The sequence below is a fragment of the Blautia sp. AF19-13LB genome, from assembly GCF_003479105.1.
Lineage (GTDB): Bacteria > Bacillota > Clostridia > Lachnospirales > Lachnospiraceae > Fusicatenibacter > Fusicatenibacter saccharivorans.
This window is the reverse complement of record NZ_QUGO01000004.1, coordinates 171,837-187,986: the sequence shown is the minus strand read 5'-3', so window position 1 is coordinate 187,986 and position 16,150 is coordinate 171,837. Positions and strand designations below refer to the sequence as shown.

13 protein-coding genes and 2 tRNA genes are annotated in these 16,150 nt (G+C 50.8%); all 15 read right to left on the bottom strand.

Features of this window, described 5'->3' with window-relative positions; genetic code table 11:
• Window positions 1-168: 168 nt before the first annotated feature.
• The 15 genes from DWX32_RS05925 to DWX32_RS05855 all read right to left on the bottom strand — a co-directional run bounded on the left by DWX32_RS05925 (window position 169) and on the right by DWX32_RS05855 (window position 16,116).
• Window positions 169-258: transfer RNA gene (locus DWX32_RS05925), tRNA-Ser, on the bottom strand.
• A gap of 48 nt (window positions 259-306) precedes the next feature.
• Window positions 307-392: transfer RNA gene (locus DWX32_RS05920), tRNA-Ser, on the bottom strand.
• Window positions 393-642: 250 nt separating this feature from the next.
• Window positions 643-1,371 (bottom strand): 2-C-methyl-D-erythritol 4-phosphate cytidylyltransferase, encoded by a 729-nt coding sequence (gene ispD / locus DWX32_RS05915; protein WP_117802390.1) that lies wholly within the window; start codon window positions 1,369-1,371, stop codon window positions 643-645.
• A 79-nt stretch (window positions 1,372-1,450) separates the two neighbouring features.
• Window positions 1,451-2,476, bottom strand: coding sequence for a tRNA (adenosine(37)-N6)-threonylcarbamoyltransferase complex transferase subunit TsaD (gene tsaD, locus DWX32_RS05910; RefSeq protein ID WP_022462650.1), 1,026 nt, complete (start codon window positions 2,474-2,476; stop codon window positions 1,451-1,453).
• Window positions 2,469-3,392, bottom strand: coding sequence for a ribonuclease Z (locus DWX32_RS05905; RefSeq protein ID WP_118659410.1), 924 nt, complete (start codon window positions 3,390-3,392; stop codon window positions 2,469-2,471). Before DWX32_RS05905 ends, tsaD begins: the two co-directional genes overlap by 8 nt.
• A gap of 137 nt (window positions 3,393-3,529) precedes the next feature.
• Window positions 3,530-4,312, bottom strand: a complete 783-nt coding sequence (gene trpA, locus DWX32_RS05900; RefSeq protein WP_117804941.1) for a tryptophan synthase subunit alpha — start codon at window positions 4,310-4,312, stop codon at window positions 3,530-3,532.
• A complete protein-coding gene (gene trpB, locus DWX32_RS05895) occupies window positions 4,305-5,489 on the bottom strand; it encodes a tryptophan synthase subunit beta (protein ID WP_022462653.1) in 1,185 nt (394 codons plus the stop codon). The genes trpA and trpB overlap by 8 nt, the downstream gene beginning before the upstream one ends.
• A complete protein-coding gene (locus tag DWX32_RS05890; RefSeq protein ID WP_055228636.1) occupies window positions 5,482-6,090 on the bottom strand; it encodes a phosphoribosylanthranilate isomerase in 609 nt (202 codons plus the stop codon). Before DWX32_RS05890 ends, trpB begins: the two co-directional genes overlap by 8 nt.
• Before the next feature lie 53 nt (window positions 6,091-6,143).
• The gene (gene trpC, locus DWX32_RS05885) at window positions 6,144-6,926 is read right to left on the bottom strand and encodes an indole-3-glycerol phosphate synthase TrpC (protein ID WP_117761646.1); all 783 of its coding nucleotides are present in this window, start codon (window positions 6,924-6,926) and stop codon (window positions 6,144-6,146) included.
• Between the two features lie 4 nt (window positions 6,927-6,930).
• Window positions 6,931-7,950, bottom strand: coding sequence for an anthranilate phosphoribosyltransferase (trpD, locus tag DWX32_RS05880; protein WP_117761645.1), 1,020 nt, complete (start codon window positions 7,948-7,950; stop codon window positions 6,931-6,933).
• Between the two features lie 34 nt (window positions 7,951-7,984).
• Window positions 7,985-8,557, bottom strand: coding sequence for an anthranilate synthase component II (locus DWX32_RS05875; protein ID WP_117761644.1), 573 nt, complete (start codon window positions 8,555-8,557; stop codon window positions 7,985-7,987).
• Window positions 8,554-10,095, bottom strand: a complete 1,542-nt coding sequence (gene trpE / locus DWX32_RS05870; protein ID WP_118601059.1) for an anthranilate synthase component I — start codon at window positions 10,093-10,095, stop codon at window positions 8,554-8,556. Before trpE ends, DWX32_RS05875 begins: the two co-directional genes overlap by 4 nt.
• A 436-nt stretch (window positions 10,096-10,531) precedes the next feature.
• Window positions 10,532-11,308, bottom strand: coding sequence for a hypothetical protein (locus tag DWX32_RS05865; protein ID WP_117804937.1), 777 nt, complete (start codon window positions 11,306-11,308; stop codon window positions 10,532-10,534).
• Window positions 11,309-11,311: 3 nt separating this feature from the next.
• Entirely contained in the window at window positions 11,312-12,559 is a 1,248-nt protein-coding gene (locus DWX32_RS05860) for a DUF5716 family protein (protein WP_022462660.1), read from the bottom strand.
• Window positions 12,541-16,116 (bottom strand): DUF5717 family protein, encoded by a 3,576-nt coding sequence (locus DWX32_RS05855; RefSeq protein WP_147398473.1) that lies wholly within the window; start codon window positions 16,114-16,116, stop codon window positions 12,541-12,543. The genes DWX32_RS05860 and DWX32_RS05855 overlap by 19 nt, the downstream gene beginning before the upstream one ends.
• Window positions 16,117-16,150 lie beyond the last annotated feature (34 nt).

Sequence of the window (16,150 nt, the reverse complement as noted above, 5' to 3'; positions counted from 1 at the left end):
TTAAAGGATCTTTCGATCGTTTTGAATTACTTATTCAGAACTTTCGAGGATGTGTTTCATTGTTTAATTATCAAGGTTCTTCGCTGTTCTCTCGATCAGCAACTCGTTTATTTTATCAAACTCACTTGCATTTGTCAAGAACTTTTTTCAACTTTTTTCAAAGTCGAGCGGAGAAGGAGGGATTTGAACCCTCGCGCCGCTATTAACGACCTACTCCCTTTCCAGGGGAGCCCCTTCAGCCAGCTTGGGTACTTCTCCATAGTTTGCCTGATTCATAATCAGATATTCAATTAACTGAGTTTTGAGCGGAGAGGGTGGGATTCGAACCCACGCGCCCTTTCGGACAAACGGTTTTCAAGACCGCCTCGTTATGACCGCTTCGATACCTCTCCGTGTGTGAATTCAAATCTCGGTAGCTCCCGAAATCATCTCAGTTTTTGGCTTGTCAGCTTTGCGTTTTTATCTCTCTCGCTCAGCGACATTCGTTATTATATCAGCAGTGTTTCAGAATGTCAACCACTTTTTTGAATTTTTTTTACATTTTTTTCAATTTCTTTTTCGTTTTCGCTGTTTTTCCCTGTTTTACAATTCACACATTTGTTTTTATCTATTTATAGTTTGCTTTCTGTATTTTGCTTTTTTCTATTTTTCTGCCAGAAAGCTCTCTGCAACGAGCAGATCCTCCGGTGTTGTGATTTTTATATTTTCATAGCCGCCTTTTACCATCACTGATGCGATTCCCATCTCCTGCTCCACAACCATGGCATCGTCGGTGATTCCTTCTGTGGAATGCTGCATCAGTTTTTCGAATGCCGGAAACAGAAGCTCTGCTGCAAAGGCCTGCGGGGTCTGTGCCTGCCATACGAGATCTCTTCGCGGGCTTTCCCTGATTTTTCCGTTTTCATCGGTAAGCTTGATGGTATCCTTGACCGGCATGCCAAGGACACAGGCTTTTTCTTCTTTTACACATGCGCAGAGACGTTCCAGCATTTCCTGGTTTAAAAACGGGCGGGCGCCATCGTGAATCAGAACGTAATCGGTCTTCTGCTCCTGTTCGCTTTCCAGGCTTTTCAGCGTCTGCAATGCTTTCCAGACAGATTCATACCGTTCCCTTCCGCCTGCGCATACGGAAACAGTTTTCTTAATTCCATATTTTTCGATAATCTCTTTCTGACAGTATTCTATTTTATCCGCACCTGTCACAAGAATGATCTGGTCAATCTCCGGCGAATGTTCAAAAACCTCCAGCGCGTAAACCACGACTGGTTTTCCTCCGATTTCCAGAAACTGTTTTGCTACGCTTCCGCCCATCCGGGTTCCCTTTCCGGCTGCCAGGACAACCGCAGTGTATTTTTCTTTCTTCTCGCTCATCTTTTCCTCCGTTTTCTACAAATGCAAAAACTCCGCAGCAGATCTCTCTTCTCCGTTCTGCTGCGGAAGTTTCTTTTTCTTATCGTTCTCCAAGCTTCAGGTTCGGTACGGCATTCAGGTCCCAGCCGTGGCGGGTTCCCTTCTGGTACTCGTAGTAAGCTGCCACACCGATCATGGCCGCATTGTCGGTACAGAAGATCGGGGACGGACGGTAAAAGCGGATGCCCTCTTTTTCACATGCTGCTTCCATCGCCGCGCGGAGTGCCCCGTTCGATGCAACGCCGCCGGCGATCGCCAGACGGTCCATATGGTAATCTTTGGCCGCACGGATGGCATTATCCACCAGAACGTCCACAACGGCCTGCTGGAAGGACGCAGCGATGTCTGCTTCGACAATTGGTTCGCCTGTCATCCGGCATTTGTTCAGATGGTTTAAAACGGCAGATTTTACGCCGCTGAAGCTGAAGTCATACGGCGCATCCTCCATGTGGGCACGCGGGAAGTCGATGGCGTGCGGGTTTCCTTCTTTTGCCAGCTTGTCGATCTTCGGTCCGCCCGGATAGCCGAGTCCGATGGCACGGGCTACCTTGTCGAAGGCTTCTCCGGCTGCGTCGTCTCTCGTTCTTCCGAGGATTTCGAAAGAACCGTAATCTTTTACAATGACAAGATGGGTATGGCCTCCGGAGATGATTTCACACAGGAACGGCGGCTCCAGATCCGGGTGTTCGATATAGTTCGCCGAGACGTGGCCTTCAATATGGTGAACGCCGACCAGCGGTTTCTTTTTTGCATAGGCGATCGCTTTTGCCTCTGCCACGCCGACGAGAAGTGCGCCGACAAGACCAGGGCCGTACGTAACACCGATCGCATCGATATCATCCAGAGTGACATCGGCTTCTTTTAAGGCCGCTTCTACAACCTGGTTGATTTTTTCGATATGTTTTCTGGATGCAATTTCCGGCACAACACCGCCATACAGGGTATGGATGGCGATCTGGGATGAAATAATGTTAGACAGCACACATCTTCCGTTTTTCACGACGGAGGCTGCGGTTTCATCGCAGGAGCTCTCAATTGCAAGAATCAGGGTATCTTTTTCACTCATTTTTCGTTTCCTCTTCAAATAACAGTTCTACTGATCTTCCGTCTTTTCCAAGCTCTGCGGCCGGGAAAATCTTCTGTACCTCATCCATGTACCGCTGCGGGCCGACGAGCGACGGGGAAAAGTGGGTCAGCCACATTTCGGCAACCTCGGCATCTCTTGCCAGTTTTGCCGCCTCGTAGAAGGTCATATGCTTAAATTCTTTTGCTTTTGCCTGTTTTTCCGGCTCGCCGTACATTCCCTCGCAGATGAAAAGGTCGGAGCCTTTCGCATGTTCGGAGATCGACGGAATCGGGCGGGTATCGGTGCAGTAGGTCACCTTCAGTCCCTTTCTGGCAGGGCCGAGGACCATGTCCGGCGTATACGTCTTTCCATCCAGGGTGACAGTCTCGCCTTTCTGCAGCGGATTCCAGCATTTAATCGGAATTTCCTGTGCTTTAGCGCGCTCCACATCGAATTTTCCCTTGCGGGAGATCTCCAGCGAATAGCCGTAGCAGGTGATATTGTGCTGCACGCGGAAGGCTGTGATTTTGTAGCCGTTCATCTCGATCACTTCCTCCGGCGCTGTCACCTCGTGAAATACAATCGGAAACGGCAGCTCCGGGCAGATGACACGCAGTGAATTGACGACGCGCTCCAGGCCTTTTGGGCCGATCATGGTCAGCGGTTCTCTCCGGTCAGTGTTTCCCATCGTCAGGAGAAGTCCTGGAAGGCCGCTGATGTGGTCTGCGTGGTAATGGGTGAAGCAGATGGCATCAATCGGCTTAAAGGTCCAGCCTTTTTCCTTGATGGCAACCTGGGTTCCCTCGCCGCAGTCGATCAGAAGGCTGCTTCCGTTGTATCGGGTCATCAGGGCGGTCAGGCGTCTGCCTGGCAGAGGCATCATACCGCCTGTTCCCAGTAAACATACATCTAACACGTTTTTCCTCCATATTCTATCCGGCTTTTTCGAAAGCCGGTCAGGTATTTTACGTTGAAAAAGCGTGTCCAAAACGGTTTGTTTCAGACACGCTCTCATCTTAACACAGTTTTTTCAAACACGCAATGACGCGGGTTTTATTTATTTGCTGTCATGACAGCTTCCTTCATCATGCGGACATACGTATAGATGTGCTGCTCCGCATGAGTGCCGTACTTCGCAATCATTTTGACGATAGCGCTTCCGACGATGACACCGTCCGCAATTTTTGCAATGTTGGCTGCCTGATCGGTCGTGTTGATGCCGAAGCCTACGGCTACCGGAATATCGGTTACTTTGCGGATTGCGGCGATCATGGAATCGAGGTCTGTCTTGATCTCGCTTCTGACACCGGTAACGCCCAGAGACGATACGAGGTAGATAAAACCTTCGGCGTCTGCGGCAATTTTCTGGATGCGCTGCTCAGACGTCGGCGCAATCAGGGAAATGACATCTACCTGATGGCTGCGCGCAATATCGTTTAATTCGCCTTTTTCCTCATACGGCATATCCGGGATGATGATGCCATTGATGCCGACTTCCTCACATTTTGTAAAGAACGGCTCGTATCCGTAATGGAACACCGGGTTTAAGTAGGTCATAAACACCAGCGGAATGTCTGTTTTTTTGCGCACGGAAGCTACCATATCGAAAATTTTATCGGTGGTGGTTCCGGCTTTTAAGGAACGGAGGTCTGCCTCCTGGATGACAACGCCCTCGGCGATCGGATCGGAAAACGGGATTCCGATCTCGATCAGGTCTGCGCCTGCTTTTTCGAGCTCCAGAATATAATTCTCTGTTTTTTCAATGTTCGGATCTCCGGCTGTCAGAAACGGAATGAATGCTTTGCCGTTTGAAAATGCTTCTGTTACTTTACTCATGAAGGTCCCTCCCTCTGTATCTTGCAATGGCTGCTACGTCTTTGTCTCCGCGTCCGGACAGACAGATGATGATGGAGTCTTCCGGATCAAATTCTTTTGCGATCTTCATCGCATGGGCTACTGCATGGGCACTCTCGATCGCACAGATGATACCCTCGGTTCTTGCGAGGTATTCAAAAGCTTCTACTGCCTCATCGTCCGTTACCGGAACGTATTCGGCGCGGCCGATGTCATGCAGATATGCATGCTCCGGTCCAATGCCCGGGTAGTCAAGGCCTGCGGAAATCGAGTAAACCGGTGCGATCTGACCGTATTTATCCTGGCAGAAGTAGGATTTCATACCGTGGAAGACGCCGAGTGTTCCGGTTGCAATGGTTGCTGCAGTCTCTGCGGTATTGACGCCGCGTCCTGCTGCCTCGCATCCAATCAGGCGGACATTTTTGTCATTGATGAAGTTATAGAACATACCCATCGCATTGCTTCCGCCGCCGACGCATGCCATGACGGCTTTCGGGAGTTTTCCTTCTTTTTCGAGGATCTGCTCTCTTGCCTCTTTGCTGATGACAGCCTGGAAATCGCGGACGATGGTCGGGAACGGATGCGGGCCCATAACGGAACCGAGAACGTAGTGGGTGTCATCAACACGTGATACCCACTCGCGCATCGCCTCATTGACGGCATCTTTTAAGGTCATAGTTCCGGTAGTAACGGCATTTACTTTTGCACCGAGAAGCTCCATCCGGTATACATTGAGGGCCTGACGGTCGGTGTCTTCTTTTCCCATGAAGATCTCACACTCAAGTCCCATCAGCGCTGCTGCCGTTGCGGTTGCCACACCGTGCTGGCCGGCTCCGGTCTCTGCGATGACACGGGTTTTTCCCATTCTTTTTGCGAGGAGGCACTGTCCGAGCACGTTGTTGATTTTGTGGGCTCCGGTGTGGTTCAGATCCTCTCGTTTGAGGTAAATTTTTGCTCCGCCGAGATCCTTTGTCATTTTCTCTGCGTAGTAGAGAAGGGACGGGCGGCCCGCGTAATTTTTCAGCAGGTCATCGAGCTCCTGGCAGAACTCCGGATCGTTTTTATAATAATTGTACTGTTTTTCCAAATTGATAATTTCATTCATCAGAGTTTCCGGTATGTACTGGCCTCCGTGAATACCAAATCTTCCGTCAGACATGTCTTATCCTCCTTATGCATTCTGTGATTTTTTTCGGATCCTTTACGCCGTCTGTCTCGACACCGCTGCTGATGTCGACGGCGAAGGGATGTGTCTGTAAAATCGCCTGTTCCACATTTTCGGCGTTCAGGCCTCCCGCAAGGAAATACGGGCGGTCCATGTTTCTGATCAGTGACCAGTCGAACGATTCGCCGGTACCGCCTTTTCCGTGGTCGAGAAGGATGTAATCGGCGCTGCTTTTTTTCGCCTTTTCGACGTCCTCCCTGGTTTTGATGGAAAATGCCTTGATCAGTTCCCCGCCGGTGCGGAACCGGAGCGAATGGATATATTCTTCACTCTCATTTCCGTGGAGCTGTGCCAGATCGATGACGCCCTCTTCGAGGTATCCTGCGACAATCGCCGGAAGCTCGTTCACAAAGACGCCGACCGCCTGGATTTCGGGATCCAGATAGCGCCGCAGCGTCACGGCATGTTCTTTTGTAATCTGTCTGCGGCTTTTTGCAAAGACAAAGCCGACATATTCGGGCTTCAGTTCATTCACCGCATCGATGTCTTCCAGCCGTGTGAGCCCGCAGATTTTGATTCTGGTCTGTTCTTCCATAACGTTTGACTCCCCGTGCGCTCTGTTTTGTTTTGCGCACTTACGTTACCACTTTAACATATTGAAGAGAGTTTTTCAAGTTCTGCTCTTTTGTTGCTGCTCCGCATCAGCGTTTCGCCGATCAGAACGGCATCGGTTTTATTCTGATACAGTCTTCCGACATCCTCCGGCGTTTTGATGCCGCTCTCGGATACGAAAACAATGTTTTCCGGGACAAGCTCCCGCAGCCGCTCACTGTTGTGGATATCGACCGTGAAATCTTTTAAGTTGCGGTTGTTGACGCCGATGATCCTTGCTCCGGCGCGCATGGCCTGTGCAACCTCCGCCTCATCGTGGGCTTCCACAAGAGCGGAAAGGCCGAGGGAATGCGCTGTTTCCAGATATTCTTTTAAGGTTTCCTCCGGCAGCAGCGCACAGATCAGAAGGACAGCGGTGGCTCCGAGCACCTTTGCCTCGTAGATCATATAGGGATCCACGGTAAAATCTTTCCGCAGAACCGGGATGGATACGGTTTCTGCAATTTTTTTTAAGTAACGCTTGTCGCCTTTGAAGTATTCCGGCTCGGTCAGGCAGGAAATGGCGGAGGCACCGGCCGCTTCATATTCCTTTGCGATCTCCAGATAGGGGAAATCTTCTGCGATGATGCCCTTCGATGGGGAGGCTTTTTTTACCTCGCAGATAAAGGACATGCCCGGCTTTTTCAGCGTCTGTTCAAACGGGAATCCAGTATCCGGGTTCATCGCCGTTGCTTTTTCTTTCATTTCTGCAAGAGAACACTTCTCTTTTTCTGCAGCGACACGTTTTCTTGTGGCTTCTGCAATCGTTTCCAGTATCATATGTTTATTCCTCTTCTGCCAATCTGTTGGCGAGTGACACAAACTCTTCGAGTTTTTTCTGTGCTTTTCCGCTGTCGATCAGCTCCTCTGCCAGTTTTACAGCGTCCTGCATCGGGATTTCTTTTGCTACATGAAGGGCTGCGGCGGCATTCAGGACAACAGCGTCTCTTGCCGGGCCTTTCTTTCCTGCAAGAATTTCTTTCGTAATTTCAGCATTCTCCTGCGGGGTTCCGCCGACCAGCTCTTCTTTGGTACAGCGGGTCATGCCGAACTCTTCCGGTGTGATGACGTATTCCTCAAACGTTCCGTCCTTGATCTCGCAGACGCTTGTCGGTGCGCTTAAGGAAATTTCATCGAGGCAGTCCTGGCCGTAGACAACCATGCCGCGTTTGACACCAAGATTGGAGAGAACTTCTGCCATCGGGCGGACAAGTGCTTCCTCGTAGACACCCATCACCTGCATCGTGGCTGCTGCCGGGTTGGTCAGCGGTCCGAGGATGTTGAAAATGGTTCGGATGCCGAGCACCTTGCGGACCGGTGCCACGTATTTCATGGACATGTGGTATTTCTGTGCGAACAGGAAACAGATTCCAAGTTTTTCCAGAACTTCTTTGTTTTTCTCCGGCTCCAGGTCGATTTTGACGCCGAGCGCTTCGAGACAGTCGGCTGCGCCGGATCTGCTCGATGCGGCGCGGTTTCCGTGTTTTGCAACTGCGACGCCGCCTGCAGAGATCACAAGGGATGCTGTTGTGGAGATGTTGAAGGAATTGGATTTATCTCCGCCGGTTCCGACGATTTCCAGAACATCCTTGTCATGTTCCATGGGAACACCGTGCTTTCTCATGCCGTTGGCACATGCGGTGATCTCTTCGATTGTCTCGCCTTTCATCGTCATGGCAGTTAAAAATGCGCTGATCTGGATCGGATCGGCTTTTCCTCCCATGATTTCATCCATGGCGCCCTCTGCCATCTCGTAGGTTAAGTTCTCTTTATTTACCAGTTTTACAATCGCTTCCCGAATCATATTCTGTTCCTCTCTTTCTTTGCTGTCCTGTGATCTATCTTGTAATTTTTAAGAAGTTTTCTACCATCTGTCTGCCCTGCGGGGTCAGAATGGATTCCGGATGGAACTGGACTCCGTAGATCTTTTTCTCACTGTCCTCGACTGCCATGACCTCGCCGTCTGCGGTTCTTGCCGTTACCTTTAAGGTTTCCGGCAGTGTCGCTTCATCAGCTGCGAGGGAATGGTATCTTGCAACCGGAACGGTTTCCGGCAGCCCCTGGAATAATTCCGAGGTAAGATCCAGCGTTGTCTCGGACTGTTTGCCGTGCATCAGCTGTTTCGCATAGGTGACGGTCGCGCCGTACGCGGCACAGATTGCCTGATGGCCGAGGCAGACACCGAGGATCGGGATCTCGCCGCCTAATTTTTCTACAATCTCCATGCATCGGCCTGCCTGCTCCGGACGGCCCGGTCCGGGAGATAAAATGATGGATGCCGGTGCCAGTGCACGGATTTCGTCGATCGTCATCTCGTCGTTCCGGATGACCTTCATGTCCGGATTGATCGAACCGGCGAGCTGATACAGGTTATAGGAAAAACTGTCATAATTATCTACCAGCAGTATCATAAGTTACTTCCTCCTTCTGCCTCTGCAAGTGCGACCATCACGGCCTTTGCTTTGTTGATGCATTCCTGATGCTCTTTTTCCGGTACGCTGTCGGCTACAATGCCGGCGCCGGAGCGGACGAACACTTTTCCGTTTTTCTTAAACGCAAGCCGGATTGCGATGCAGGTGTCCATATTTCCGGTGAAATCCAGATAGCCGATCGCACCGCCGTAAATGCCGCGCTTGTTGTTTTCCAGCTCGTTGATGATCTGACAGGCACGGAGCTTTGGTGCACCGGAGAGGGTTCCGGCCGGGAGAACGGAATCGATGGCATCGACTGCGGTCTTGTCTTTCCGAAGCTGTCCTTTTACAGTGGAACCGATGTGCATGACGTGGGAGTAACGCTCGATTGACATGTATTTTTCTACTTCCACGGTTCCGAAATCACAGATCTTTCCGAGATCGTTTCTTCCCAGATCAACCAGCATGTTGTGCTCGGCACGCTCTTTTTCATCGGCGAGGAGTTCTTTTTCCAGCCGCTGGTCTTCTTCATAGCTCTTTCCTCTCGGCCGCGTTCCGGCAAGCGGGAAGGTCCGGACCTCTCCGTCCTCGACTTTTACAAGAGTTTCCGGGGATGCACCGGCGATCTCGACATCATCACTCGAGAAGTAGAACATGTACGGCGACGGGTTCGTCGTGCGGAGGACGCGGTACGTATCGAGGAGGCTTCCCTCAAAATCAGCTTCGAGCCGGTTGGAGAGAACGAGCTGGAAGAGGTCTCCCTCGTGGATATAATGTTTGACCTGCTCGACTTTCTCACAGTACGCTTTCTCATCGAAGAGCGGGCGGAACTCGGATTTCAGGTGGCCGGCTTTCGTCTCGGCCGGTTTTCCGAAGCGGATCAGCTCTTCCATTTTTTCGAGTTCCTGTACGGCTTTTTCGTAATTTTCTTCGAGATTTTCGGTTTCGATATTAATCATCAGTACGATTTTCTGACGGTAATTATCATAGGCGATGACCTTATCGAACAGCATCAGGTCGACATCTTTGAAATGTTCTTGATCTTCTGCGTCCAGCTTTAAGGTCGGCTCGCTGTACTTGATGTAATCGTAAGAGAAGTATCCGACGAGGCCGCCGGTGAAGGTCGGCAGTGTCGCGATCTTCGGACTTTTATTTTTCTCAATCAGGGTTTTGATGACGGCTCCCGGATGGGCTGTCTTTGCGGTCAGCCGGATCTGTCCGGTCGGAAGCTGTTCTTCGTGGCTTTCCGGAATATCTTCTACTTTTTTCATCTCTGCCGCATCGGCGGTGATTGTCAGGTTTCCGTTGACACAGGTGAGTTCCAGCGACGGATCGTAGCCGAGAAAGGTGTATCTTCCCCACTGTTTTTTATCCTCCACGCTTTCGAGCATGTAGCAGTGGCTGCTGACGCCCTGCAGGACTTTCAGTGTTTCTACTGGTGTACGGATATCCGAATAAATTTCTCTGCTTACCGGGATTTTCCGAAAAACTCCCGATGCGGCTGCTTTTGAAATTTCTTCTAACGTCATCTGTTTCATCTTGTTATCTCCTCTCCTTGTGTCTGCAAAGGCTGTCATCAACACTGGTCCTCAGAACCAATTTCTGATATACAAAAAACCGCCCCCGGCAAAGAATCACTTTGTTCTTTGCCAAGGGCGGGTATATTTTTATACTCGTGGTGCCACCTTGTTTTGCGATTGCTCACACGCTCTGCAGAATACGATCATATTCCTGGCAACTAACGTATGCCTGCACGTTACAGAATACTCAGACGGTTTCCCGCTTTTCCCTGTACCCTCCGTGGTCCATTTGCTGATCCGCTTTCTGTCCGGCTTCCACCTGCCCGGGCTCTCTGTGAGTGCGCTTCCAACGTTATCTCCACTTCATCGGTTTCGAAGTATTTATTTTTTTCTTATGGGCCGTATTATAGTCCCATTCTTTTTTGCTGTCAAGTAATTTTTTTGTTCTTTTTGTTCAAAGTCCGGTATTTTTATGATATTCCCGTGTCCACGCCGCAAGAGCTTCGTCCAGATCGCGCGGGAGCTCGACCTGCATTGCCTCGGTGATCTGGCGGTCCATCTCCCGTTTCGTCTCGGCATCCACTTTCCGTTCGGTGCACATCTGCTCATAGGCATCCTGTCCTTTGCTCATGTAGACCGCAAACAGCCAGCTCTTTAATGATGCTTTCGTGTGCAGCTCTTCATTTGCTTTCTGAAAGCACATAAGTGCTTCATTCATCTGGAACAGACTTGCGTAGGCACAGCCCATGTTGTTGTAAATACTTCCGGTGAACTGGCTTCCCATGTTGGTTTCGTTTTCCTCGGTATCTTTCAGCGTTTCCTGGTAAACCTGGATCGCATTGATATATTTTTCGTGGTCGACAAGGTAATCTCCCTTGATTTTTTTCCGCACAATCTCCGGCTGCTCCTCGAACCGTTTCAGGCGCTCATTCATCTCACGGAACTGATCGTGGGAAAGATAATTGATCTCCTTGAAGATCGGCAGGATAAACTCACCGATGTTCTTTTTCTCCTCCAGAAGGACGTAGAGACGCTGGTACAGTCTTCTTAAGTGGAGTTCTTCTTTCATCCACACCAGCAGCTGCTCGTTAATGATGGTCTCGTCCAGCAGATAGATGTTGTGGTACAGATAATAGCACAGTTCCTCGATGGAATATATATTTGTGCTGATGTTGGAAATATAATACGGATTTTTCGCCCGTTTGACCTGACATAAAATATAACCGCTCATCGTTTACACCTCCCCCATCGTCTCGTGCCAGATTTTGTGACTTGCCGGGAACATATCGCCAAAACCTAAATCCTCTGCGGTGATCTGACACGTAACCGGAGAATCATACTCCAGACGCAGACGGATCCGTGTTGTCTTCGGCGGCCGTTTGGGCAGCCCGTCCAGCTTCATGGTATAGCGGTTTCGTTTTCCGCTTTCCATGGAACTTACAACAAATTCCAGCTCCTCCGTTCCGTCGAGGATCAGCTCACATTCTTTTTCTGCTTCATACCAGTTCACACCGGCTGCAATCAGCGCATAGTATGCCGGAGAGCCATTAATCGTCATCTCCATGCCGATGTTGTAGCGCACGAGGTCATTTCCGAGGAAGAGATAGCCCTTTAAGCGGCGCTCCTCCACTTTTTCGCGCGCGGAAAAGCAGGCGCCCTGTGCAAACAGGTTCGTTCCGCCAAAGATTCTTCTCTGGTTTTTCTTTAACTGACGCAGAGAGTTGTCGGCCCAGGCAAGGTCGAACTCCTCGCTCACCAGAAATACGCTGGAATAAATTTCATTCCCCATCGCTTCTCCCATCAGATGGCAGAAATCGCGGTCGCGCTCCATCGGCTCGATCGAAAGTGCGGCTTTTGGCCCCCGTTTTACGGTCACAGTTGCCGGCTTCGTTTTACGGCTGATGGAAAGTTCAGAAAACGATGCTTCCTCATCTTTCAGGAAAAACAGACCGACTTTACGGCTCCAGAGCTCCGGCTTCTGGTTCAGCACATGGCAGTAAAAGCTCTCGTCATGCTCCTGCAGGTAGGCTCTGCCGCGCGGCAGTCCGATTATCTTGTATGCTTCACGCACATTTTCCACAAATGGACGGGTCAGATGGCCCGTGGTGATCATCATCGCCTGGATCTGCTGGTCCGGGCGCTCGATGCCGATCATCTTCAATGCTTCGCGAAGGAACGTGCCAAGGACTTCTCCCGGCGTATAATCCCGGTTTTCGATCTGGCAGATGCGGGATCCCATGCAGATCTCGTACAGATTGTCCAGCCAGATGCCGTTTTCCGCGTGAGCAGATTTTTCTGCATCCGGTCCTGTTTTCCACGTTTCCTCATTCCGTTTTTTGGCAATGGCGGTCGGAAATTCCACCGCCTCTTCTCCTTCTTTTACCGGGATGGAGACGGCCGTATGGGTTCCCCTGTCATAGCAGCAGAACTGGGAATATTTCTCTCCAAAATCAAATCCTAAAATTAAATTTTTCTGTTCCATGTCGTATCCTCCTGCTGCTTCTTTTCATCCACAAGTGCAAAACAGTTCCGAACCAGAGCCTCCTGCTGCAGATACTTTCGGAATGCTTTTTCTGCTTTTTCCGAATCTCCTGCCACGCGCGCTGCTTTCATCTGATTCAGAAGCTGGTACCGCGTCTTTCCTGCTTTTGGTTCGCCGGTCATGGAGACGGTTTTCGCCTCTGTTTTTCCCTCACCCTGACGGTTCGTAAAGGTCAGGTAATACTCCATTTTCTCGCCGTAGAACAGCAGAAACTCTTTCACAAAAATGCCCTGATACATATTGCGCATCGGTTCGCTCTTCCATGTTTCTTCGGCGTTTGTCCGGTAATGAATCGTCACCTTTGCCTCCGCTCTCTGGCGCTCCTCGATGAACATGCGGTCGCCGATCTGGAAGCCTTCGGTCAGGTGCTCCGGCAGATCCTTGTAGAAGGCAAAGCGGAGTCCCTGTTTCGTAAACGCCAGAAGCAGGGTATGCGCCTCTTTTTCTTCCTCCTCCGAAAGCTGCGGCTTCGTGGAAAGATGTTTCAGCATTGCAAGACGGCAGATCTCGTCCAGCTCCCAGCCCTGTTTCCAGGCTCGGTCCAAGTAGTCAAACATCTGATCCGAAAGCGGTTTTCCGTCCATAAAATAGCCGATCGCAAGATACGTCAGGTATGCCAGAATGACGTGCTCTTTTCCGCTCTGGCGGATGTAGCTCTCCAGCATTTCCTGCTCCCACTTCGGGTGGCTGCGCACAAAGACGGACCATGTCAGAATGCGCTCCTCCAGCTTGTCGCTTTCCATCTGGAAGCCGCGGATTTTATCCCATAAACTGCACATATCCTCAATAGAACCGGTGAAATAATCTCTCAGATAGCACAATACGATTTCATCGTAGATGCCCTGTTTTACCACGTAGGATGCCAGATAGAGAAGCTCCTCGTCCTCTGTAAACTCTTTTTCCAGAATCATCGCATGCGCCAGACGGAAGAGACACGACACCGGGATCTTTTCGTAGCCGTACCGATCCGCCAGGGCAAAGGCGCGGCTGTAACAGCCGTAGCGTACCAGAAGCTCGATCGTAGAAATACGGTCCACCTTTGCGTAAGCGCTGTCCTCCAGCTCTGCAACAGCTGCCTCGGTCTCACGCTCATCCGGATGGGCAAGATAGTATTCCAGCAGTTTCTGACGCACTGTTTTCCGGTAAGCACTGGAAAATGCGCTCGTGCGCGCTGCCTGCTGATACCAGGCAAGATTTTCTGCGGTAAGCTGCATCTCCTCTTCCTGCTCCCCGCACAGGTGCAGCAGCAGACCCGGATTTTCAATGGCAAAACCGCCGCAGGCACGGGCAAGCTCTTCATCCGTAAACAATGGCTCTATGCGGCAGGTTTCTGTCACCGCATATCTTCTGCGCTGCTCATCTTCGAGAAGAATCCGCGCTTTTTTGCCGTACAGACGGATATAAGCACCCCGTTCCGTCATCGGATAGGACGTTTCGCCCGCCATCGCCGGATGGCAGACGATCACACGCGTGATTTTCGGATTTTCACACGTTACATGATGGGTAAACAGCACATTTGCGATCGCTTTTGCGCTGTCGGGATCTTCCGGTTTTTTCAGAAAAGTCCGGTACAGTGCGGCGTATTCGCGGTTCATGCGGCCTTTCTGGATCTGTCTTGCCGTGAAAACCTCCATCGCCGGGCGGTAGCTCTGGAATGTATGGCGGTCTTTTTCGCGGTTTTTGATCACGTTGGCGTAGATCAGCGCTTTCTTCTGGCCTGCCAGTGTGTTGCTGTAGGAGAAATACATCCGTATGACCTGCGGAAGGACCTCGTCGAACGACGCATCCATCGTTTCGATATAGTACTCGTACAGGCGCGTGATGCGGATGTTCCGCTCCACGGCTTTTGCATACCACGGGAAATATTCCTTCCGCACCGGGCGGCCCTTCATCACCAGTTTGCAGATGGCTTCGAGCACTTCATCGGATGGAAAACGCTCATAGCCCGCAGTCAGAATCTGATAGACATTCTCATCGAACGTTTTCATCGTCTCTGTAAGATAAGCGGCCCGTTTTAACAGTTCCCCGCTTAAAATGCCTTCTTTCTGCGCAAATTTCAGCACCTGAACGGTGAACGGCGAAATCCGGCGGAGCTGTCCCTCCTGGCGGAGATAGAGCTGTGCCGCATCCAGATACAGAAGCGGGCTCTTGCACCCGCACTCATAGCAAAGTTCCATCGCGTAGAGCTGACGGGTCAGCGACTGCTGCCAGGAATCGTCGGCATCAATGGCAAGCTTTAACAAAAAATAGCTTGCACTCTCCTGCCGCATCAGTGTTCCAAGGCGTGATACCAGTTCGGTATGGCCCACTTCCATTTTCAGCTTCCATGCCAGATACAGGTACGCTCCTTTTTTCTCCGCGGTGTCCAGCAGTTCCTGATGCTCTTTTACGTAAGAAAGCGTTTCTCTTGCTTTTCCGGTTTCCTCATGGCTCTCGTACAGCCATGCTTTTCCCAGCGTCACCCACGCCATGTCTCCGCCGGCTTTTTCGAACTGCTCGATGGCCTCCCAGGTGTCCTGATACCAGGTACGGTAGTCGCGTTTATGGACTGCCAGATCGAGATAGCCGCGCGCGATGGCAGTTATCTGACGGTCGCGCTCCGTATTTTTCCTGCTGGTCACATGTTTTTCGCTGTTTGTCACTTCCAGTTCAAAGCGAAGCTCCTGTTTTCCCTGACGCACCGTAATTCTGCCGTAATGGCGGCCGTTTCCGATTTTCTCCTGATGGATAATGTATTCCACACCGTAGACGCTTCCGATGAAATCTTCTGAAGTGACGACTTTCTTTTCCACTTCCAGAAAGTCTCCCTGCACCTCGATTTCCATGCGGACGTAGCCCCAGGTATTTTTATACAGATACAGTGTTTCCTTGCGCGGCTGGTCCACGGTAAGCACAGTTTTCTCCGGCTGTTCCGCCGAAAGCATCACCGGCTCTTTCTGACCGAGGGCAACCAGAAATTCCTCCAGGTGCTGAAATGTCACCGGCTTGTGGGACAGTCCCTGATAAAGTGCCATCTGCTCCGGTGCCTCTTTCTGAAGAAGACGTGCAAACTCTTTTTTTACAAAGAAGCGGTACGCTGCGCCGAAATCATGGCTTGCCAGATGCACAAAATCTGCCAGGGAATGAATCTCCTGTCCGGAAATGTTCATTGTCTTTCCTGCAATCGAGACGTGTACCCGCACGCAGCGTTCCTCCAGATTGCTGCTGACGGTGATGTTTCCACAGATTTCATCGCCTGCTTTTAATCCGCTGGTATCCACGCCGTACTCAATCGTACTCGCCGTTCCCTGGAACTGATTTTTCGCCAGAACGATTCTCTGATGATCTGTGGTCACAATTCCTTTTACTCTTCTCCCGTCTTCCGCTCCGATATTCAGCTCTCCGCGGAAATTCTGCCCCTCGTCCAGCGTCAGGGCCACCTCCGTCTCGGACAGCAGCAGATGGGGAACCTCATATTCAAATCTGCCGTTCAGCAGTTGTTCCAATCTTCTTCTCAATGTTTTTCACCTTATTTTATCTAAATCGTTTTCG

Coding starts and splice junctions, on each gene's coding strand:
- trpE (WP_118601059.1), bottom strand. CDS start 10,095: ATGAAACAGATGACGTTAGAAGAAATTTCAAAAGCAGCCGCATCGGGA.
- DWX32_RS05875 (WP_117761644.1), bottom strand. CDS start 8,557: ATGATACTGCTGGTAGATAATTATGACAGTTTTTCCTATAACCTGTAT.
- DWX32_RS05890 (WP_055228636.1), bottom strand. CDS start 6,090: ATGGAAGAACAGACCAGAATCAAAATCTGCGGGCTCACACGGCTGGAA.
- ispD (WP_117802390.1), bottom strand. CDS start 1,371: ATGAGCGAGAAGAAAGAAAAATACACTGCGGTTGTCCTGGCAGCCGGA.
- tsaD (WP_022462650.1), bottom strand. CDS start 2,476: ATGAGTGAAAAAGATACCCTGATTCTTGCAATTGAGAGCTCCTGCGAT.
- trpA (WP_117804941.1), bottom strand. CDS start 4,312: ATGAGTAAAGTAACAGAAGCATTTTCAAACGGCAAAGCATTCATTCCG.
- trpB (WP_022462653.1), bottom strand. CDS start 5,489: ATGTCTGACGGAAGATTTGGTATTCACGGAGGCCAGTACATACCGGAA.
- trpD (WP_117761645.1), bottom strand. CDS start 7,950: ATGATTCGGGAAGCGATTGTAAAACTGGTAAATAAAGAGAACTTAACC.
- DWX32_RS05860 (WP_022462660.1), bottom strand. CDS start 12,559: ATGGAACAGAAAAATTTAATTTTAGGATTTGATTTTGGAGAGAAATAT.
- DWX32_RS05865 (WP_117804937.1), bottom strand. CDS start 11,308: ATGAGCGGTTATATTTTATGTCAGGTCAAACGGGCGAAAAATCCGTAT.
- trpC (WP_117761646.1), bottom strand. CDS start 6,926: ATGATACTGGAAACGATTGCAGAAGCCACAAGAAAACGTGTCGCTGCA.